Origin of the sequence: Corynebacterium humireducens NBRC 106098 = DSM 45392 (assembly GCF_000819445.1) — a bacterium.
In the GTDB taxonomy this organism is placed as follows: domain Bacteria; phylum Actinomycetota; class Actinomycetes; order Mycobacteriales; family Mycobacteriaceae; genus Corynebacterium; species Corynebacterium humireducens.
Window position 1 is genome coordinate 390,282 of sequence record NZ_CP005286.1, and the last position, 19,873, is coordinate 410,154.

19 protein-coding genes are annotated in these 19,873 nt (G+C 70.3%); 17 read left to right on the top strand and 2 right to left on the bottom strand.

The window, feature by feature from the left end; all coding sequences use genetic code 11:
- Positions 1-110 precede the first annotated feature (110 nt).
- From secY to B842_RS02050, 15 genes are all read left to right on the top strand, one after another.
- Positions 111-1,433: a preprotein translocase subunit SecY gene (secY, locus tag B842_RS01980; protein WP_040084884.1), complete on the top strand. Its 1,323-nt coding sequence runs from the start codon at positions 111-113 to the stop codon at positions 1,431-1,433.
- Positions 1,430-1,975 carry an adenylate kinase gene (locus B842_RS01985; RefSeq protein ID WP_040084886.1) on the top strand — a complete coding sequence of 182 codons (546 nt, stop codon included), beginning with the start codon at positions 1,430-1,432 and terminating at the stop codon, positions 1,973-1,975. The genes secY and B842_RS01985 overlap by 4 nt, the downstream gene beginning before the upstream one ends.
- A 74-nt stretch (positions 1,976-2,049) precedes the next feature.
- Positions 2,050-2,844 (top strand): type I methionyl aminopeptidase, encoded by a 795-nt coding sequence (map, locus tag B842_RS01990; protein WP_040084887.1) that lies wholly within the window; start codon positions 2,050-2,052, stop codon positions 2,842-2,844.
- Between the two features lie 29 nt (positions 2,845-2,873).
- Complete coding sequence (locus B842_RS01995; protein ID WP_040084888.1) at positions 2,874-3,554, top strand: L,D-transpeptidase; 681 nt, start codon at positions 2,874-2,876, stop codon at positions 3,552-3,554.
- A gap of 189 nt (positions 3,555-3,743) precedes the next feature.
- Positions 3,744-3,962: a translation initiation factor IF-1 gene (infA, locus tag B842_RS02000; protein WP_003854422.1), complete on the top strand. Its 219-nt coding sequence runs from the start codon at positions 3,744-3,746 to the stop codon at positions 3,960-3,962.
- Positions 3,963-4,160: 198 nt separating this feature from the next.
- On the top strand, positions 4,161-4,529 hold the full coding sequence (gene rpsM / locus B842_RS02005) for a 30S ribosomal protein S13 (protein ID WP_040084889.1): 369 nt from the start codon (positions 4,161-4,163) through the stop codon (positions 4,527-4,529).
- Positions 4,530-4,532: 3 nt separating this feature from the next.
- On the top strand, positions 4,533-4,937 hold the full coding sequence (gene rpsK, locus B842_RS02010) for a 30S ribosomal protein S11 (protein ID WP_040084891.1): 405 nt from the start codon (positions 4,533-4,535) through the stop codon (positions 4,935-4,937).
- 21 nt (positions 4,938-4,958) lie between these two features.
- Positions 4,959-5,564 (top strand): 30S ribosomal protein S4, encoded by a 606-nt coding sequence (rpsD, locus tag B842_RS02015; protein WP_040084892.1) that lies wholly within the window; start codon positions 4,959-4,961, stop codon positions 5,562-5,564.
- Positions 5,565-5,683: 119 nt separating this feature from the next.
- Positions 5,684-6,706: a DNA-directed RNA polymerase subunit alpha gene (locus B842_RS02020; protein ID WP_040084894.1), complete on the top strand. Its 1,023-nt coding sequence runs from the start codon at positions 5,684-5,686 to the stop codon at positions 6,704-6,706.
- Positions 6,707-6,776: 70 nt separating this feature from the next.
- Positions 6,777-7,370: a 50S ribosomal protein L17 gene (gene rplQ / locus B842_RS02025; RefSeq protein ID WP_040084896.1), complete on the top strand. Its 594-nt coding sequence runs from the start codon at positions 6,777-6,779 to the stop codon at positions 7,368-7,370.
- Positions 7,371-7,476: 106 nt separating this feature from the next.
- Entirely contained in the window at positions 7,477-7,683 is a 207-nt protein-coding gene (locus tag B842_RS02030) for a YgaP family membrane protein (protein ID WP_040084898.1), read from the top strand.
- A gap of 31 nt (positions 7,684-7,714) precedes the next feature.
- On the top strand, positions 7,715-8,563 hold the full coding sequence (gene truA / locus B842_RS02035; RefSeq protein ID WP_040084900.1) for a tRNA pseudouridine(38-40) synthase TruA: 849 nt from the start codon (positions 7,715-7,717) through the stop codon (positions 8,561-8,563).
- Between the two features lie 77 nt (positions 8,564-8,640).
- The gene (locus tag B842_RS02040; RefSeq protein WP_245631336.1) at positions 8,641-10,920 is read left to right on the top strand and encodes a DUF6541 family protein; all 2,280 of its coding nucleotides are present in this window, start codon (positions 8,641-8,643) and stop codon (positions 10,918-10,920) included.
- 44 nt (positions 10,921-10,964) lie between these two features.
- A complete protein-coding gene (gene eccB / locus B842_RS02045) occupies positions 10,965-12,191 on the top strand; it encodes a type VII secretion protein EccB (protein ID WP_245631334.1) in 1,227 nt (408 codons plus the stop codon).
- A 35-nt stretch (positions 12,192-12,226) separates the two neighbouring features.
- Positions 12,227-12,655, top strand: a complete 429-nt coding sequence (locus B842_RS02050) for a TIGR02611 family protein (protein WP_040084903.1) — start codon at positions 12,227-12,229, stop codon at positions 12,653-12,655.
- On the opposite strand, the gene B842_RS02055 is transcribed toward B842_RS02050, so the two are convergent.
- Together B842_RS02055 and eccD are read right to left on the bottom strand one after the other, a co-directional pair.
- Positions 12,618-13,697, bottom strand: a complete 1,080-nt coding sequence (locus B842_RS02055; RefSeq protein WP_169744843.1) for a S8 family serine peptidase — start codon at positions 13,695-13,697, stop codon at positions 12,618-12,620. The two genes, B842_RS02050 and B842_RS02055, sit on opposite strands and share 38 nt — an antisense overlap.
- Complete coding sequence (eccD, locus tag B842_RS02060) at positions 13,694-15,040, bottom strand: type VII secretion integral membrane protein EccD (RefSeq protein WP_040084904.1); 1,347 nt, start codon at positions 15,038-15,040, stop codon at positions 13,694-13,696. The genes B842_RS02055 and eccD overlap by 4 nt, the downstream gene beginning before the upstream one ends.
- Before the next feature lie 187 nt (positions 15,041-15,227).
- Between eccD and eccCa the strand changes: the two genes are divergently transcribed.
- Both eccCa and B842_RS02070 read left to right on the top strand, forming a co-directional pair.
- Positions 15,228-18,842 carry a type VII secretion protein EccCa gene (gene eccCa / locus B842_RS02065; protein ID WP_245631333.1) on the top strand — a complete coding sequence of 1,205 codons (3,615 nt, stop codon included), beginning with the start codon at positions 15,228-15,230 and terminating at the stop codon, positions 18,840-18,842.
- Entirely contained in the window at positions 18,839-19,795 is a 957-nt protein-coding gene (locus B842_RS02070) for a type VII secretion-associated protein (RefSeq protein ID WP_040084907.1), read from the top strand. Before eccCa ends, B842_RS02070 begins: the two co-directional genes overlap by 4 nt.
- Positions 19,796-19,873: the final 78 nt, after the last annotated feature.

Consider the following 19,873-nt stretch of genomic DNA (forward strand, 5'->3'; position numbering starts at 1 on the left):
CCGTGACTGAGCCGTTACATGAGGGCGCTGGTAGGCTGAACCAGTCAATCTTGTCAATTCCCTCACCCCCTTCCGCTCCGCGCGCGGGGGGAGTGTGGCCAGGAGGATCCGTGTCCGCCATTATCCAGGCATTCAAGGACGTCGACCTGCGGAAGAAGATCATCTTCACCGTGCTCATGGTGATCATCTACCGCATCGGTGCGCAGATTCCGTCGCCCGGCGTCGACTACGCGTCGATCAGTGGTCGACTCCGCGAGCTCACCCAGGAGCAGGGCAGCGTCTACTCGCTGATCAACCTGTTCTCCGGTGGTGCGCTGCTGCAGTTGTCGATCTTCGCGATCGGCATCATGCCGTACATCACGGCGTCGATCATCACCCAGCTGCTCACCGTCGTCATCCCCCACTTCGAGGAGCTGAAGAAGGAGGGGCAGTCCGGTCAGTCGAAGATGACGCAGTACACGCGTTACCTCACCCTGGCGCTGGCGCTCCTGCAGTCCGCGGGCATCGTCGCCCTCGCCGACCGCGAGCAGCTCCTGGGCCAGGGCATCTCCGTGCTCATCCCCGACCGCACCATCTGGGACCTCATCCTGCTGGTGCTGGTCATGACCTCGGGTGCCGTCCTCGTCATGTGGCTCGGTGAGCTGATCACCGAGAAGGGCGTGGGCAACGGCATGTCGCTGCTCATCTTCGCCGGTATCGCCACCCGTCTGCCCACCGACGGCATGAACATCCTCCAGACCTCCGGTGGAGTCGTGTTCGCGGTGGTCGTCGCCGCCGTCGTCGCCCTCGTCGTGGGCGTCGTGTTCGTCGAGCAGGGCCAGCGCCGCATCCCGGTGCAGTACGCCAAGCGCATGGTGGGACGTCGCCAGTACGGCGGCACGTCCACCTACCTGCCGCTCAAGGTCAACCAGGCCGGCGTCATCCCGGTCATCTTCGCGTCCTCCCTGATCTACATGCCGGTGCTCATCACCGAGATCGTCAACTCGGGCAACGCGGGGGCGGCCGACAACTGGTGGCAGCGCAACGTCATCCAGTACCTGATGACCCCGTCGTCGTGGCAGTACATCCTCCTGTACTTCGTCCTCATCATCTTCTTCTCCTACTTTTATGTGTCGGTTCAGTACGACCCGGCCGAGCAGGCGGATAACATGAAGAAGTACGGCGGCTTCATCCCGGGCATCCGCCCGGGGCGACCGACCGCGGAGTACCTCGGTTTCGTCATGAACCGACTGCTCTTCGTCGGCGCCGCCTACCTCGGCATCATCGCTGTGCTGCCGAACATCGCTCTCGACCTGGGTGTGGGCAACGCCAGCGCAGGCATGACGGCGTTCGGTGGTACCGCCATCCTGATTATGGTGTCGGTCGCCCTGACCACTGTGAAGCAGATTGAATCCCAGCTTCTCCAAAGCAACTACGAAGGACTCCTCAAATGAGACTTGTACTCCTCGGACCCCCCGGTGCCGGCAAGGGCACCCAGGCCGTTCTCCTCTCAGAGAAGCTGGGTGTGCCGCACATCTCCACCGGCGACCTCTTCCGCGCCAACATCGGCGAGGGCACCCCGCTGGGTGTCGAGGCCAAGAGCTACATCGACGCGGGCAAGCTCGTCCCGACCGACGTCACCGCACGCATGGTGAAGTCCCGTCTCGAGGAGGCCGACGCAGCTGAGGGTTTCCTCCTCGACGGCTTCCCGCGCACCGTCGAGCAGGCCGAGATCCTCCAGGACCTGCTCGCCGAGAACGGCCAGAACCTGGACGGCGTGCTGAACTTCGTCGTCGCCGAGGACGTCGTGGTCGAGCGCATGCTCGCCCGTGGCCGTGCCGACGACAATGAGGAGACCATCCGCACCCGTCTCGGCGTCTACCGTGACGAGACCGCCCCGCTCATCGAGCACTACGGCGATCAGATCATCTCCATCGAGGCGGAGGGCGAGGTCGAGGAGATCAACGACCGCGCCATGGCAGCCCTCGGTAAGTAAGACCCGCACCACCCTCCGGCCGCGACCCGTCCACGGGCCGCGGCCGGTTCCCTTTTCCCCACAGGAGCATCCACATGGGATTCCGATCCAAGCGCCGTGTCATCCCGGCCAAGTCCCCCGGCGAACTCGACGCCATGCAGGCCGCCGGCGAGATCGTCGGCCGGGCCCTGCAGGCCGTGAAGGCCGCCGCCGCCCCCGGCGTGAGCACCCTCGAGCTCGACCAGATCGCGGAGCAGACCATCCGCGACGCCGGCGCCGTCCCGAGCTTCCTCGGCTACGAGGGCTTCCCCGGCTCCATCTGCGCCTCCCCCAACGACGTCATCGTCCACGGCATCCCCTCCGCGGACGTCGTGCTGCAGGAGGGAGACCTGCTCTCCGTCGACTGCGGCGCCACCTTCGAGGGCTGGGTCGGTGACTCGGCGTGGACCTTCGGCATCGGGGAGGTCGACGAGGACATCGAGAAGCTCAACCTGGCGACCGAGTGGGTCCTCCACGAGGGACTCAAGGCCATGGTCCCCGGCAACCGCCTCACGGACGTCTCGCACGCCCTGGAGCAGGCCACCCGCGCAGCGGAGCAGAAGTTCGGCGTGCAGCTCGGCATCGTCGAGGGCTACGGCGGGCACGGCATCGGGCGCACCATGCACGAGGAGCCCTTCCTGGCCAACGAGGGCCGCCCCGGCCGGGGGCCGCGTATCCAGGCGGGTTCGGTGCTGGCGATCGAGCCGATGCTCACGCTCGGTACGACGGACTCCGCCGTCCTCGAGGACGACTGGACCGTGGTCACCCTCGACGGTTCCTTCTCCTCGCACTGGGAGCACACGGTCGCCGCGACCGACACGGGGCCGCGGATCCTCACCCCTAGGCGGTAGAAAACCTCTTTCGGGTTTATACTTTACGCATGCGTTCCATTTCCCGCCGTTTCGGTGCTGTTCTCGCCTCCGTCGTCACCGCCGCCACCCTGCTCGTGGCGCCCGCCGCCGCCCAGGCGCAGGACCTGTCGTCGCAGGTCGGTTCCTCGCAGCAGGACCTGCAGGATGCGGCGTGGAACACCCGCAACCAGATCCACCGTCAGACCCGGGTGCTCGACCCGCAGTCGTCCAACGCCGTGCGAGGTGCGGTGGACGCGGCCCTCGAGTCCGCCTACCCGGGCCTGATCAACCAGCGCATGGAGGCCGCCCGCCCGAAGCCGGCACCGGCGCCCGCCCCGGCTCCGAAGCCGTCCTTCGACTACGGCCCGTGCCCGGCTGACGCGAAGGTCTGCGTCGACATCGACGGCCGCCGCACCTGGCTGCAGAACAACGGCGAGCTCTACTACGGCCCCGCCTACCACGCGCCGGGCAAGCCGGGCGAGGAGACCCCGCGCGGCACCTTCTGGGTCAACCGCAAGGTCAAGGACGAGGTGTCCTACCTCTTCAACAACGCCCCGATGCCGTACGCCGTGTACTTCACCTACAACGGCCACGCCTTCCACCAGGGCAACACCTACTACGAGTCCGCCGGCTGCGTCCGTCTCGCACCGCAGGACGCGCAGAAGTACTTCAACGATCTGCAGATCGGCGACAAGGTCTTCATCTACTAGGACCGGTTTCTCCGGGTTTGAGGGGCGTCGGGAAGCGGGGGAGAGCTTCCCGACGCAACGGGGGTTTGGTTTTCCACGCCTGTGCAGGTAGTGTGTCTGTTTGGTGTATACGCGAATGCGCATACCCCTGCAGTAGATCTGTGAAACCAGCACGGTAGCCGCTCAGACGGCACCAGGAATGTGGAGGATATGGCTAAGGAAGGCGCCATCGAGGTTGAGGGCCGCATTGTCGAGCCCCTGCCGAATGCAATGTTCCGTGTCGAGCTCGACAACGGACACAAGGTTCTCGCTCACATCAGTGGCAAGATGCGCCAGCACTACATCCGTATCCTCCCCGAGGATCGCGTCGTTGTGGAGCTGTCTCCGTACGACCTGACCCGCGGACGCATCGTCTACCGCTACAAGTAAGAACACCCGCCTCCTTACTCACCGGCGTGGCACCCGGGGCGCATCACTGTGCCCCGCACGCCCGTTCACCTTCAGCCGCGGTGGCTGAAGCCCCACGAAACACGATCCATCGTCCGGTCATCGGTCCGGGCAAAGCATCGCCAGGTGGGGACGAGTAGGGAGAAAACCACCGTAAACAACCCGAAAGGTACGTACCACATGGCACGTCTTGCAGGTGTTGACCTTCCGCGCAACAAGCGCATGGAGGTCGCACTCACTTACATCTACGGCATCGGCCCCGCCCGTGCCGCCCAGCTTCTCGCAGAGACCGGCATCTCTCCCGACCTGCGCACCGACAACCTGTCCGATGACCAGGTTGCCGCCCTCCGTGACGTTATCGAGTCCTCCTGGAAGGTCGAGGGTGACCTCCGCCGCGAGGTGCAGGCCGATATCCGTCGCAAGATTGAGATCGGCTGCTACCAGGGTCTGCGCCACCGTCGTGGCCTGCCCGTCCGTGGCCAGCGCACCAAGACCAACGCACGTACGCGTAAGGGTCCGAAGAAGACGATCGCCGGAAAGAAGAAGTAGAACATGCCTCCGAAGACTCGCTCTGGCGCGCGCCGCACTGGTCGTCGCGTCGTCAAGAAGAACGTGGCCCAGGGCCACGCCTACATCAAGTCCACCTTCAACAACACCATCGTGTCCATCACCGACACCACCGGTGCTGTCGTGTCCTGGGCCTCCTCCGGCCACGTCGGGTTCAAGGGCTCCCGTAAGTCCACCCCGTTCGCCGCGCAGATGGCCGCCGAGAACGCTGCCCGCAAGGCAATGGACCACGGCATGAAGAAGGTCGACGTGTTCGTCAAGGGCCCGGGTTCGGGCCGCGAGACCGCAATCCGTTCCCTCCAGGCCGCCGGCCTCGAGGTGTCCTCCATCTCGGACGTCACCCCCCAGCCGCACAACGGCTGCCGTCCGCCGAAGCGTCGTCGCGTCTAAGAAAGGAAGAGGTAACTTACCATGGCTCGTTACACCGGCCCTGTCACCCGTAAGTCCCGCCGCCTCCGCGTCGACCTCGTCGGCGGAGACATGGCATTCGAGCGTCGCCCCTACCCCCCGGGTCAGGCTGGCCGCGCCCGCATCAAGGAGTCCGAGTACCTCCTGCAGCTGCAGGAGAAGCAGAAGGCGAAGTACACCTACGGTGTGCTCGAGAAGCAGTTCCGCCGCTACTACGCCGAGGCGAACCGTCGCCCCGGCAAGACCGGTGACAACCTGCTCGTCCTGCTGGAGTCCCGTCTGGACAACGTCGTCTACCGTGCAGGCCTCGCCCGCACCCGTCGTCAGGCACGTCAGCTCGTCTCCCACGGTCACTTCCTCGTCAACGGCAAGAAGGTCAACGTGCCTTCCTACCAGGTGTCCCAGTACGACATCATCGACGTGCGTGACAAGTCCCAGAAGATGATCTGGTTCGAGGAGGCCCAGGACGGCCTCGTCGACGCTGTCGTCCCGGCCTGGCTGCAGGTCGTTCCGTCCACCCTGCGCATCCTCGTGCACCAGCTGCCCGAGCGCGCCCAGATCGACGTTCCGCTGCAGGAGCAGCTCATCGTCGAGCTCTACTCGAAGTAAGACTTCCCCTCCGGCGCGGCTCTGCCGTGCCGCGAGGAGAAATCCTCTTCATCTGCATCAACGCATCCCTCGTTTTCTTCACCGACGTCAAATAGCGGGCGTCGACAAAGGAGAGTCCCATGCTCATTTCCCAGCGTCCTGTGCTCACCGAGGAGTACATCGATACCGCTCGTTCCCGGTTCATCATTGAGCCGCTCGAGCCGGGCTTCGGCTACACCCTCGGCAACTCGCTGCGCCGTACCCTGCTGTCGTCCATCCCGGGCGCAGCCGTCACCTCCGTCAAGATCGACGGTGTGCTCCACGAGTTCACCACGATCAGCGGTGTGAAGGAGGATGTCTCCGAGATCATCCTCAACATCAAGGGTCTGGTCCTGTCCTCCGACTCCGACGAGCCGGTGGTCATGTACCTGAGCAAGGAAGGCCCGGGAGAGGTCACCGCAGGCGACATCCAGCCGCCGGCCGGTGTGGAGATCCACAACCCGGACATGCACATCGCGACCCTCAATGAGCAGGCACGTCTGGACATCGAGTTCATCGTCGAGCGTGGCCGCGGCTACGTTCCGGCGGCCCTCACCGCTGGTGGTGGAGACATCGGCCGTATCCCGGTCGACCAGATCTACTCCCCGGTGCTGAAGGTCACCTACAAGGTCGAGGCCACCCGTGTCGAGCAGCGCACGGACTTCGACAAGCTGATCATCGACGTCGAGACCAAGAACTCCATCACCGCCCGTGACGCCGTCGCGTCCGCCGGCAAGACCCTCGTCGAGCTCTTCGGCCTCGCCCGTGAGCTCAACGTCGCCGCAGAAGGCATCGAGATCGGTCCCTCCCCGCAGGAGACCGAGTACATCGCCGCCTACGGCATGCCGATCGAGGACCTGAACTTCTCCGTTCGTTCGTACAACTGCCTGAAGCGTCAGGAGATCCACACCGTCGGTGAGCTCGCAGAGTGCACCGAGTCGGACCTGCTGGACATCCGCAACTTCGGTCAGAAGTCCATAAACGAAGTGAAGATCAAGCTCGCCGGCCTGGGTCTGACCCTGAAGGACGCACCGGAGGACTTCGACCCCTCCACCATCGAGGGCTATGACGCCGCCACCGGCGACTTCGTCGACAGCGAGCCTGCAGCTGAGGAAACCGAGTAGCACGCCCCCGCGGCCCCCGGTCTGACCGGGAGCCCACGCGCTCACCAATACGTACCCGAGGAGTACCAACATGCCTACCCCCAAGAAGGGCGCCCGTCTCGGCGGCTCCGCAAGCAACCAGAAGAAGATCCTCTCTAACCTGGCTGCCTCGCTGTTCGAGCACGGTGCAATCAAGACCACCGACGCCAAGGCCAAGACCCTGCGTCCGTTCGCGGAGAAGCTGATCACCAAGGCCAAGGACGGCTCCGTCGCCGCCCGCCGCCAGGTGCTCGCCGAGCTGCCGCAGAAGGACGTCGTCGCCTACCTCTTCAACGAGCTGGCGCCGAAGTTCGAGAACCGCCAGGGTGGTTACACCCGCATCATCAAGCTGGAGAACCGCGCCGGCGACAACGCCCCGATGTCTCAGATCTCCCTCGTTCTCGAGGAGACCGTGAGCGCCGAGGCCACCCGCGCCACCCGCGCCGCAGCCTCCAAGAAGGCTGCCGAGGAGTCCGCCGAGGAGTCCGAGGTCAAGACCGAGAACGTCGAGGTCAACGCCGAGGACACCGCGGCTGACCCGGCTGAGCCGGCCGAGGGCGACGTCTCCGCTGAGGCTCCGGCCCAGGAGGGCTCCGTCGCCGAGGCCGAGGCTGAGGCCAAGGCTGAGGAGACCGAGGACAAGTAGGTCCCCGTCCCCCCGCAGACACACCGCACGCTCCCTCCGGGGAGTGTGCGGTGTCTCTCTTTTCCGGGCCCTCCCGTCGACACCGGTGCAGGCGTAGTCTGAGTCCATGAACCTGACACCGAATGAGTCCCCCGTCGACCGCGGCGCCCGCGGTCTCGTCGCCGTCCTCGCCGCGATCCTGGCCTTCACCGTCACTGAGCCGGGCAAGCCCGCCGGCATCGGCCTGCTCGCTGTCTCCGCCATCATGGGGCTGACCGCCGTGGTCGGCTTCTGCCCGATCTACCGTCTGCTGGGTATCGGCACCCGGAAGTAGGCGACGGGGCAGGGGGTAGTCTTGACTGACCATGACTGACCACCTCATCCGCCTGCGCCTGGACCTGGCGTACGACGGCACCGACTTCCACGGCTGGGCACGTCAGAAGCAGCCCGGCCTGCGCACCGTGCAGGGCGTCCTCGAGGACGCCCTGTCACTGATTCTGCGTATCGACGCCGCCCTCACCGTCGCCGGCCGCACCGACGCCGGGGTGCACGCCGCCTGGCAGGTCGCCCACCTCGACGTGCCGGCCTCCAGCCTCGCGCAGCGCAGCATCGACGGCGACCCCGGGCGTCTGGTCCGCCGCCTCGCGCGGCTGCTCCCCGCCGACGTCCGCGTCCACGCGATCACGGAGGCCCCACCGGGTTTCGACGCCCGCTTCTCCGCCCTGCGCCGCCACTACGTCTACCGTGTGACCACGCACCCGCGGGGCCCGCTGCCCACCCGGGCACGTGACACGGCGCACTGGCCGCGCCCGGTCGTCTTCGAGGACCTGCAGGCGGTCGCCGACGTCCTCGTCGGGCTGCACGACTTCGTGGCCTTCTGCCGCGCCCGGGAGCACGCCACCACGATCCGGGAGCTCCAGGAGTTCACCTGGCACGACGTGTCCACCCGCACGGAGCCGCAGCTCTACGAGGCCCACGTCACCGCCGACGCCTTCTGCTGGAACATGGTCCGCTCCCTCGTGGGGACGTGCCTGACGGTGGGGGAGGGGCGTCGGGAAGCATCTCTGGCGGGACAGCTGCTCACGGAGACGGAACGCTCGCCCCTCGTCCCCCTCGCCCCGGCGAAGGGCCTGAGCCTGCACGGCGTGGACTACCCCGCGGACGAGGAACTCGCGTCCCGGGCGGAAGTGACCCGTGACCGGCGGAGCCTGTGACGTGTAAACCCGCGGGGTTGTAGAGTAATGGCTTGTTTGTGATTGAACCACTTGAGTGAGAGGTGTCCGGGGTGGAGATGTACCAGCTGGTGCTGATTGCGGCGCTGGTGTTCACCATGCCCGGTGCGGCGGTGGGATGGGTGTCGGGCCTGCGGCTGCCGTGGGCGCTGGCGACCTCCATCCCGGTGACCTTCGGCCTGTTCGGACTGGCGGGCTGGGTGCTCGGCCAGCTGGACATCCGTTACGACTGGCTCTCCTTCGTCATCTTCTGGCTCCTCGTCCTCGTCCTGGCGGCGCTGTGGCGGGGTGGTTTCCTCCTCGTCGCCCGCCGTCGGCGTCCCGCCGCAGACCCGGAGGAACCCCGCGGCAGCCCCTGGTCCCGGGTGTGGGAGAACAGGCAGGGCGGCGTCCTCGACCCGGCCTGGATCCTTCCGGCGGCGGGCGTCATCACCGGCGGGTGGCTCATCATCGACCACAGCATGAGGCTGTTCGAGAAGGTCCCCCGTGGCCTGGGCAACATCGTCCAGGGCTGGGACGTCCACTGGCACGCGTCGATGGTGCGGTGGTTCATGGACGCCGGCATCGGCGACCCGACCCGCATGGGCGAGCTCCGGCACCTGGAGACCGGCGACCACATGTACTACCCCTCGGCGTGGCACGTCGGGGCGGGCCTGGCCGGCGAGGCCGCGAACATCAACCCCATTGAGGCGCTCAACCTCACCAGCGTCGTGCTGCCCGGCATGCTGCTGCCGCTGTCCGTCGCGATGATCGCCTGGAAGATGGTCGGTCGCGGTGGCCTCACGGCCCAGCTGGCGGCCGGTGTCGCCGGTATCGCCGTGTTCGGTTCCCCGGTGCTCATGTGGGTCGGCTACTACGTCGGCGTGTGGCCCTACCTGGGGTCCCTGGCGGCCTCGGGTGTGGTCATCGCGCTGTTCATGCACGTGCCCTACCGTCCGGTGGCGGCGTTCGCGGCGATGATCTCGCTGACCGGCATGGTGCAGATGCACCCGGCCCCGGTGACCATCGTCGTCCTCGCGCTGGCCCTGTGGTGGCTGCTGTACCTGGTGTGGGTGCCGTCGCACCGCCCGGACACGGGGAGGCAGGCGCTGTTCGTGCGTCTGCGGGACGTCGGGTGGCTGGCGTTGGCCGGTGGCCTGGGCGTGGCGATCCTCCTGCCGCAGCTGCTCTCCGGTTCGGAGGCCAGCGAGGAGGTCTCCTCGTGGACCGCGTTCGAGGACGTCACCCGCGCGGAGTCCTGGGCGAAGGCCCTCGAGATGCAGACCCGCCACACGGACATGTTCCCCGACTTCAACCAGACCCTGCTGCTGTGGCTGGCCGGCCTCGGCGGCGTCGCGCTGCTCGTGTGGCGCCGCAACCTGTGGGCGCCGCTGTTCTGGTTCCTCTCCGCCGCGATGACCGCCAACGCCCTCATGCTCTTCGGGGAGCCGTGGGGCGACTGGCTCAACATCATCGGCACCCTGCACTACGCCACGGCACACCGTCTGGTCATGCCGGTGGCCATGTTCACCTACGCCGCCGCCGCGGTGGGTGTCGCGGTGCTCATCCGCCTCATCAGCCTGGCGCCGCTGAAGATGAACACCACGTGGGCCCGGGTGTCGGTGGCGCTGTCGGTCATCCTCGGCGTCGGTGCCGGCTACGGCACCGCCCTGTGGGCCACCCGCGACAGCGTCCTCGAGGGCGTGGAGGCCACCCTCAACAGCCCGCGTGTCGACGACCGCATGGTCAGCGAGGCCGATATCCGCGCCTTCGACTGGCTCTCCGCGCAGCCCGGCGCGTACGAGGGCTCCATCTTCGGTGAGCCCGCCGACGGGCACGGCTGGATGTACGCCTACAACGGCCTGCCCGCGGTGATGCGGCACTACCTGTGGCCGGACGTGCACCGCACCTCGGCCACGGACCTGCTCTACTGGCACCCGGATCTGCTGGGCGTGGGGAACCACGGTGACCCCGACCAGATGAACAATGTCGACAAGGCGGCGGAGCAGCTGGACGTGCGTTTCTACTTCGTCTCGCCGTGGAGTTTCTGGGAGTTCCAGGAGCCGCGCTTCCAGATGATCGACGGGCTGTGGGAGACCCCGGGCGTCACCCCGGTGTACCGGGACCACAACGTCTCGATCTTCGCGGTGAACCGGGCGTTCACCGACGAGGAGCTGCTGCGGATGCGCGCCCCGGGGAACTCCCCGGAGGAGCTGCCGCCGCTGCCTCTCGACGCCACCGGCGCCCCCACCTTCCACCGGCCCACGAAGCCGGACATGGGCGGCGCGAATCCCCTGGAGACCCCGGGGAACCCGGCCCTCGACGACCCTCCGGTTGAGATCCCCGCGACCCGGCCTTAGTCTGACGCCGTACACCGTCACAGTCATTCAGGGGGGGGGATGGCGTGGGTCAGTCAGTGCTGCCGACCACCCGCGCGCAGGTGTCCGGTCACCGGTTCCTGCGCCGCCGGGTCGAGCACGGCCTCGTGCTCGGTGACATCCGCATGATCCACGACCCGTTGGCCGCCCGCTCGCGGGCGCTGCTCTTCGGTGTGGTGGCGGTGGTGATGATCGGGCTAGGCGCGGGGCTGCTCGCCTGGCTGCGACCCGCCGCGCACCCGGGGGAGGCGCCGATCCTGCAGACCTCCGGGGGCGCGTTGTTCGTGCGTGTCGACGACCGCGTCCACCCCGTCACCAACCTCGCCTCCGCGCGGCTCATCGCCGGCGGTGACGAGGACCCGGCGCGGATCGGGGACGGGGTGCTCGCGGAGCTGGAACGGGGCGTGCCGGTGGGGATCCACCCGGCGCCGCTGGTGCTGGGGGAGTCCCCGGCCGGGGAGCCGGAGTGGTCGGCCTGCGCGGACGGCGAGGGCGTGGTGACCGTGGCGGTCGGCGACCACACCAACCCCCTCGGCGGGCACCGGGGCGTGCTGGCCACCGGGGCGGGCGCGGACTGGCTGCTTACCACCGCGGGGCGGCACCGCCTGCCGCACCCGGAGTCCCCGGAGGGACGGACCGTGCGCCGGGCCCTCGGGGTGACGCCCACGACCCCGCGCTGGGAGCCGCCCGTCGAGGTGCTCAACGCCGTGCGGGAGCTCGATCCGGTGCTGCTGCCGGAGGCCCCCGCGGAGATCCTCGACACGGGGACGGGGCTGTGGGCGCTGCTGCCGACGGGCGTCGCCCCTCTCAGCGACACGCAGGCGGAGGTGCTCGCCGCGACCGGCGTGCCGCGCCGGGCCGTTCCCCGGGAGGAGCTGTCCCACCACCCGGACACCCCCTATGACGTGCGGCTGCCCGCCGTCGCCCCGCTCTTCCTCGATCCGCGGGAGGTCACCGTGTGCGCCACGGACGGACAGGTGGCCACGCTCGTCTCCGACACCCGGCCGGTGGCCCTGTCCGGGACGGGGGTGGCGGACGAGTTCCGGGGCGGGGTCCGCGCGGCCCTGGCGGTGGACACGGGCCACGGGCACCACGTGGTGGACACGACCGGCCTGCGGCACCCGGTACCCGAGCGGGAGGATCTGGTGGCGCTGGGGCTGCCGGAACCCGTCGCCGCCCCCTGGTCGGTGGTCCGCCTGCTGCCGGAGGGACCACCCCTGTCGCGGGTGGCGGCCCTGCAGGCCAGCTACTGAGGGAACTTCCGCGCGGGGCCGGGCGTTGAACATGCATGCCGTCGATGAGAGAGATGGTGTCGGACCGCATCGACCGGATCAAGGACACCCACTCCCGCGCCAAGGAGGGCCGTTACGGCTTCCTGGTGCGGCCGCTGACACTCACCCTCGGGTGGACGATCCTCATCATCGGCGTCGTCACCATCCCGCTGCCCGGGCAGGGGTGGCTGACCACCTTCATCGGCGTGGGCATCCTCTCCCTGGAGCAGGCGTGGGCGAAGAATCTGCTCGTCCGGGGCGTGCACGTCTACGACCGTTTCTTCGACTGGTTCCACCGGCAGCGGCAGTCGGTGCGGATCACCCTGGTGACCCTGCTCATCGTCGTCATCTGGATCGTGTTCCTCGGCGTCGGCTACGGCATGTGGCGGGCCGGCACCCTCGACTTCCTCACGCCCTGGGCCCACGAGCTCGAACTGGTGCGGTGAGCAGCACGGCGAGCAGCGCCACCAGGAGGAGGGTTCCTGCCCGGGCGGGCACGCCGCCGGTCTCCGCCCGGTGCTTCTCGACGCCCACCTCCCGCCCCTCCCGCGCGTAGTCACCCGCCAGGTGGGTCACCGTCGTGTGCGTGTCGACGACACCATGCCCCGGTTCCGCGGCCTCCACGATGCGGTGCCGCAGGTCAGCGGCCGAGTCGAAGGGGTGCCGTTCCCGCAGCAGCGCCGCCACGCCGGACACCACGGGGGCGGCGAAGCTCGTGCCCTCGAAGGAGGCCTCCTGCCCCTGGGCGTTGACGGTGCCCGTGGCATGGCCGTGCCCGGCAGGCGACAGCCCCACCGGGACCCGTCCGGCGGCGGCGACCTGCCCGCCGGGCAGCACGTACCCGGCCAGGGCGTGCGGGTCCCCGGGGTGGACCGCCCCGACGGCGAGGACGGTCTCCTCGTGCGCCGGGTGGACCACCATGCCCGGCTGGCACTGGCCACCCGCGTTGCCGGCGGCCGCGACGACGACCACCCCGTCCTCCTCCGCGCGCCGGAGGGCGTGGTGGAGCGGGGCGGCGTCGAGAAGCACCGCGGGATCGAGGCAGGACACGACGGAGATGTTGATCACCCCGGCGCCCGCGTCGAGGGCGGCGTGGACCGCCTGCGTGAGGGTGTCGAGGGTGCCGCCGGAGGAGTCGCGGTAGTGGCCGCTCGACTGCCGGATGCTGAGGATCTCCGCACCCGGGGCGACCTCCCGGATGACACCGGCGACGACCGTCCCGTGGCCGTCGCAGTCGAACCAGGGGTCCGGCGCCCACGGGGAGACCAGGTCCGCGACCGGCTCCACGTGCCCCAGGGAGGGGTGCGGGGCGACGCCGGTGTCAATGACCGCCACCCGGACACCCTCCCCGCGGGCGATGCGGTGCACGTCGGGTTCCGCGGCGACCGGGGGCGGCGCCTCGACCGGGCGGACGCAGGCGACGTCCTGGGCCGCCGCCGGGGGAGCGAGCAGCAGCGCGGGGACGAGCAGCCCCGCGGCGCGCCTCACCCCAGCCCCCGGATGAGCACGAAGAACCCGGCCAGGTGGGCGGCCAGCGGCAGGGACGCCGCCAGGGCCAGGGACTCGGCGTGCTCCCACCACACGACGGTGGTCGGCTCCACCTCCGGGACCCGGGGCACCCACAGCGGGGCGGTGAGTGCGGTCGCGGCGCACGCGAGGGCCGGCACCCACTGCGCCGGGTGACCGGGGTCGGTGGCGGCCCACACCCCGGCGAGGCAGGCGACGAACCCGACCGACATCCACGACCACGCCGGCACCACCTGCCGGTGCCGGGAGGCGTGGAGGGCGACGGCCCCCAGGGCCGCCACGCACAGGGCCTGCGCGAAACCTCCGCCGTGGGCACCGACGGTGAGCAGCGCCGGGGTAAGGGCCAGGGCGGCGCCGAGGGCGGCCCCGTCGTGGAGGCGGCGGGCGCGCCGGGCGCGGGCGTCGACGTCTGCGGGGCCGCCGTCACCGCCGTCGGAGTTGTCCGCCACCCCGAGATCCTGTCCCGCGGTGGGTAGCCGCGGCACCCGCAGCCCGGCGACGCGGATGACCAGGTCCGGCAGCTGCCCGGTGAACACCACCCCGGCGGCGATGACCAGCGCCGCGGCCGCCACGGCGGGGTCGGCGGCATGCGCGGGGAGGAAGGCCCCGACGGCGCCGACCGCGCCCAGTCCGAGCAGCGTGGCGGTGGCTGCGGCGGTGCGGGGGCCGGTCCCGCGGAGGACGATGAGCAGGACCAGCACGGCCGTGGCCGTCGCCGCCGCGCTGAGGGCGGCCCAGCCGAATGTGTGCGGGTGGGTGAGCTCCTCCGGGCGGGCGGCCTCCACCACGGCGGCGGCCGCGGCCCCGGCCGCCAGCAGACAGATGACCGGGGCGAGGACACGGACCTCACGGCGGGCGAGGAGCAGCAGGAGGGCGACCCCCGCCGCCAACGCCAGGGCCTGTGACCAGGGAAGATACGTACCGGCGAGGATGAGCGACGCCAGGGTGCCGGTCACCGACCCGGCCGCCGCCAGCCCCCGGGTGTCGGCGTCGACGTCCGCCTCGACGAGGGCCTCGGCGGCGTCGCGGATGACGGGCAGGGTGCCCTCGTGACGCGGGGAGAGGACCACCACCGCCCCGTGGTCGAGCGACGTCCGGTGCAGCGGGACCGCCGGGCCCAGCGGGGTACCCGCGGCCGTGGTCGCCAGCCAGGGCCGGGAGATCCGGGGCGCGCCCACCAGGGTGACGATCTCCGGGATCACCTCCGCCAGCGTGGAACCCGCCGGGACCGCGACGTCCGCCTCCCGCAGGTAGGTGCCGATCTGGAAACGGGTGGTCAGACGCAGGACATGGTCCACGGACACAGTGGGATCCCCCTCGGATCGGCGGGCGCACCCCCTGTGCCTCCCGCATCACCGGGCATTGTCCACCGGGGAGGGCGGGCTGTCCACCGGAGGGACGGCGGCGAGCGGGCGTCGGGAAGCTGTCCTATCATGACGGGCGACTGCGCCGGTTGGGGTGACCGGCGGGCACATCCGGAGGGGGATGGGGATGTCTCTGCCCATGGACGCCGTCAGCACCGGCGTCATCGTCACACCGCTCACGCCTGCCGAGAGGGAACCGGCGCCGCCGTTGCCGCAGGGCACGCTCAGCGTCGAGCAGGTGCCGGCGGCGCACCGGCCGGGACCGGTGCCGCTCATCCGGATCCTCATGCCGGTCATCATGGTGGCCGGCATGGTCGCGATGGTGGGGCTCATGCTGCTCGGCGGGGCCGGAGCCAACCCGATGTTCCTGCTGTTCCCGCTGATGATGGCGATGTCGATGCTCATGATGTTCGCGCCCCCGCAGGGCGAGGACGCCGACGACACGCGCCGCACCTACCTGCGGCACCTCGGGGCGCTGCGGGAGCAGGCCCTGCGCAACGCCGCACGCCAGCGGGCGCACGAACTGCACCGGCACCCGGAGCCGACGGAGCTGTGGACGCAGGTCGACGGGCCCCGCCTGTGGGAACGCGGGCCGGAGGACCCGGACACGCTGGAGGTGCGCATCGGCACCGGGGACACCGCCCTGTGCACCCCCGTGCAGGTGCCGGACTCCGGCGCGGCGGAGGACCTTGACCCGGTGTGCGCGGTGAGTCTGCGTCGCACGGTGCAGGCGGTGGGCACCTGCCCGGCGATGCCGGTGGCGGTGCAGCTGCAGGCCTTCCGGTTCCTCGCCATCGGCGGCCCCGGGGCCGGGGACCTGGCGCGGGCGATGGTCGCGCAGCTGGTGGTCGCGCACGGCCCGGAGACGGTGGCGGTCTCCGCGGTCGGCGGCGGCTGGGACTGGCTCAAGTGGCTGCCGCACACCCGCCGCCCGGAGCAGGCCCGCCACCGGATCCTCGTCGTCGACCACACCACCACGACCGGCGCCGAACCCTACCTCGACGACCCCACGTGGACCACGATCATCGACGTCGGCTCGTGCGCCACCACCGCCCTCGGGATGCGGGCGGAGCAGGAGGGACTGTCGCTGTCCGCGGACGGGGACCTGGTGGCGCACACGGCGGCGGGCGTCGAGAAGCTCGGGCGGGCCGACCGCCTGCGGCCGGCGGAGGCGTTGATCCTGGCCCGCGCCCTGACACGTTTCCGCCGGGCGGACGGCGCGACAGCCGACGGCGGCCGCGACCTCACCGCGCTCCTCGGCCTGGCCGACATCGAGCAGCTCACCCCGGAGACCATGTGGCCGGGGCGGGAGCTGAGCCCCCACCGCCTCGTGGTGCCGATCGGGACGACGCCGCAGGGGGTGCCCGTGCGGCTCGACCTCAAGGAGTCCGCGCACGGCGGCATGGGGCCGCACGGGCTGTGCATCGGCGCCACCGGGTCCGGCAAATCAGAGCTGCTGCGCACCCTGGTGGTGTCGCTGGCGGCGACGCACAGCCCCGAGGAACTCAACCTCGTGCTCGTCGACTTCAAGGGCGGTGCCACGTTCCTCGGGCTCGAGGGCCTGCCGCACACCTCGGCGGTGATCACCAACCTGGCGGACGAGGCCGTGCTCGTGGAGCGCATGTACGACGCCCTCTCCGGGGAGCTCAACCGCCGCCAGGAGGTGCTGCGGGAAGCGGGCAACTTCGCCAACGTCACCGAGTACACGACCGCCCGCCTCGGAGGCCGTGACCTGCCGCCGCTCCCGGCGCTGGTCATCGTGGTCGACGAGTTCTCCGAGCTGCTGGCCGCGCACCCCGACTTCGCGGACCTCTTCGTCGCCGTCGGCCGCCTGGGACGTTCCCTGCACGTGCATCTGCTGCTGGCCAGCCAGCGCCTCGAGGAGGGACGTCTGCGCGGCCTCGACTCCCACCTGTCCTACCGGATCGGCCTGAAGACCTTCTCCGCCGCCGAGTCACGCCAGGTCCTCGGCGTCACCGACGCCCACCACCTGCCGGCCGAACCCGGCGCGGGCTTCCTGCGTCACGACGCCGACCAGCTCCTCCGCTTCCGGGCCGCCTACGTCTCCGGCCCGCTGGAACGCCGCGCCGTGCCGACCGGCGCGCCGGGCCGGGTGGAGCTGTTCACCGGCTGGGAGCAGTTCGATGAGGCGGAGGCGCCCACGGTCATCGACGAGTCCACGACGCTTCTCGACGCCGTCGTCACCCGCGCCCGCGCCACCGCCGCCGCCCGCCGGCAGGAGGCGCACCGGGTGTGGCTGCCGCCCCTGCCCGCGGCGGTGGAGCTGGCCGGCGTCGCCGAGGACGTCGGTGACCTGCGGGCGGCGGTGGGCATCATCGACCTGCCCTACCACCAGCGCCAGGACCCGCTGGTGCTGGACCTGGCGGCGGCCGGCGGGCACGTGGCGGTGTGCGGCGGCCCGCAGACCGGCAAGTCGACGGCGCTGCGCACCATCGTCGCGTCCCTGGCCGCCACCCACGGGACCGACCGGGTGCGCTTCTACGTCATCGACCTCGGCGGCGACCAGCTCGCCACCCTGGATCGCCTGCCGCACGTCGCCGGCGTGGCCGGGCGCGCGGACCCGGAGCGGGTGCGCCGCATCGTCGACGAGGTCACCGGCCTCGTCGAGGACCCCGCGGAGGAACGTCGGCACACCTTCCTCGTCGTCGACGGCTGGCACGCCCTGGCCGCAGACTTCGAGGACCTCCTGGAGCCGTTGACGGGGCTGGCGGCGGACGGGCCGTCGAAAAGTGTGCACCTCATCGTGTCCACCCCACGGTGGACGGTGCTGCGGCCTGCGGTCCGGGACCTCATCGCGCACCGCCTCGAACTCAAGCTCGGGGAGGCGATGGACTCGCTCATCGACCGCCGGGTGCAGCAGAAACTGCCCGCCCTGCCCGGTCGGGGGCTGGACCCGGAGGGACGGCCGATGCTCGTGGCCCGCAGCTCCAACCAGGACCTCGCGCACATCGCGGCGGCGTCGGCCGGGCAGGAACCGGTGCCCGCGCTCAAGGTGCTCCCGCCGCTGGTGCACGCGGCGGAACTCGCGCCGGGCGGGCCGGGGATCGCGTTCGGAGTCGGTGGCCCGCGCCTGGCGACCCTGTGCTGGGACCCCGCCACCAGCCCCCACCTGCTGTGCATCGGCGGGCAGGGCGCGGGCAAGTCGACGCTGCTGGCCACCGTCATGGAGGGCATCGCCCGACTGGGGCGGGAGGCGGCGAGGATGGTCGTCATCGACCACCGGCGGGCGCACCTCGGGCGTGTCGACGACTCCCTCCTCGCCGCCTACTCCGCCACGACCACGGCGACCGCGGAGACGCTCCGCGACGTGGTGACGACCCTGAACGCCCGCCTGCCGGGTCCCGACATCACCCCGGCGCAGCTCGCCGCCCGCGACTGGTGGAGCGGCCCGGACATCCACCTGGTCATCGACGACCTCGACCTCGTCGCCGACCACGACCTCACCCGCCTCACCGGGCTGCTGCCGCACGCCCGCGACATCGGCCTCCACCTCATCCTCGCGCGTAAGTCCGGCGGCATCGGCCGCGCGCTGTTCGCACCGTTCCTGTCCGCCGTCCGTGACCAGTCCCCGGCCGTCCTGCTTCTCGACGCCGACCGCGACGAAGGCACCGTCCTCGGAATCCGCCCCGTCCCGCAGCCACCCGGACGCGGCACGTGGCAGGTCCGCGGAGAGACGGTCGGGGTGTGCCAGGTCGCCGTCCCCACCCAGGAGAAACCATGAGCGCACCCACCCTGCCCGGCACTCTGACCATCACCGTCCTCGACACCGCCACCATCTTCGAGGGCCCCGACACCGTCTACCGCTACGACCTGCCCGGCACCGGCATCATCGACGGCTGGGCCCTGCCCGCCGTCCTCGACCAGGCGAAGGAACTGTGCAGCCTCAACTGGCCCGACGTGGAGGTCATCGTCGACGCCGACGACCCCACCACCGAGGTGCTCACCCGCTCCCTGCTCAACAAGGGCGTGGCCGCCTACCCCTCGGAGGTGCTGCGGGAGAAGGCCCTGCCTGAACCGGAGGAGGTGCCCCTCACCCGTCCCACCCGGCGCGCCGGACGACACCGCCTGGAGGGACTGCCCGTCGACCCCTTCCACGTGATCGTCGGGGTGGTCGTCCTCGCGATCCTCGGGCTGAGCTGGTGGGTCGTCGGCGGGACGCGGTCCCCGGCGCCGGCTGCGGCACCCGCGTCGACGGCGCCGGCTGCACCCCCGGTGACGACGAGTGCGGAACCGGTGACGTCGACAAGCAGCACACCGGAACCCCGCGCCGTCCTGGAGCACGAGTCCCTCCGGGTGGAGGTGCCGCGCGGCTTCCACCTCGAGGACCGCGAGGGCCTGCTCCTGGCCACCGGCGACGACCCCGACCTGCGGATCCGGCTGGCCGCCGACCCCGTGTTCACCGTGCCGCCGGAGGAGGTGGAGGCGCAGATCCACGCGATGATCGACACCGACGACACCCTGCACCCCCTCGACCCCGAACGCGCGGCGCGGGGCCTGCAGGTCATCCGCTACCGGGAGACCCCCGGCGACGGCTCCGAGGTCACCTGGCACACCTGGATCGAGGACGCCCACCAGCTCTCCGTGGGCTGCCACACCCGCACCGAACCGACCCTCCCGCAGAAGGCGGCCTGCCGCATGGCCTTCGACTCGGTGGAGCTCCTCGGGGCCCACTGACCTGCGGGTACGAGGTGGGGGAAAGTATTTCGCCGGGCGCGGGAACCTTTGGCGGGTTTCCGGAGTCCAACAATGGTG

Coding starts and splice junctions, on each gene's coding strand:
- B842_RS01985 (WP_040084886.1), top strand. CDS start 1,430: ATGAGACTTGTACTCCTCGGACCCCCCGGTGCCGGCAAGGGCACCCAG.
- map (WP_040084887.1), top strand. CDS start 2,050: ATGGGATTCCGATCCAAGCGCCGTGTCATCCCGGCCAAGTCCCCCGGC.
- B842_RS01995 (WP_040084888.1), top strand. CDS start 2,874: ATGCGTTCCATTTCCCGCCGTTTCGGTGCTGTTCTCGCCTCCGTCGTC.
- infA (WP_003854422.1), top strand. CDS start 3,744: ATGGCTAAGGAAGGCGCCATCGAGGTTGAGGGCCGCATTGTCGAGCCC.
- rpsM (WP_040084889.1), top strand. CDS start 4,161: ATGGCACGTCTTGCAGGTGTTGACCTTCCGCGCAACAAGCGCATGGAG.
- rpsK (WP_040084891.1), top strand. CDS start 4,533: ATGCCTCCGAAGACTCGCTCTGGCGCGCGCCGCACTGGTCGTCGCGTC.
- rpsD (WP_040084892.1), top strand. CDS start 4,959: ATGGCTCGTTACACCGGCCCTGTCACCCGTAAGTCCCGCCGCCTCCGC.
- B842_RS02020 (WP_040084894.1), top strand. CDS start 5,684: ATGCTCATTTCCCAGCGTCCTGTGCTCACCGAGGAGTACATCGATACC.
- rplQ (WP_040084896.1), top strand. CDS start 6,777: ATGCCTACCCCCAAGAAGGGCGCCCGTCTCGGCGGCTCCGCAAGCAAC.
- B842_RS02030 (WP_040084898.1), top strand. CDS start 7,477: ATGAACCTGACACCGAATGAGTCCCCCGTCGACCGCGGCGCCCGCGGT.
- truA (WP_040084900.1), top strand. CDS start 7,715: ATGACTGACCACCTCATCCGCCTGCGCCTGGACCTGGCGTACGACGGC.
- B842_RS02040 (WP_245631336.1), top strand. CDS start 8,641: ATGTACCAGCTGGTGCTGATTGCGGCGCTGGTGTTCACCATGCCCGGT.
- B842_RS02050 (WP_040084903.1), top strand. CDS start 12,227: ATGCCGTCGATGAGAGAGATGGTGTCGGACCGCATCGACCGGATCAAG.
- eccCa (WP_245631333.1), top strand. CDS start 15,228: ATGTCTCTGCCCATGGACGCCGTCAGCACCGGCGTCATCGTCACACCG.
- B842_RS02070 (WP_040084907.1), top strand. CDS start 18,839: ATGAGCGCACCCACCCTGCCCGGCACTCTGACCATCACCGTCCTCGAC.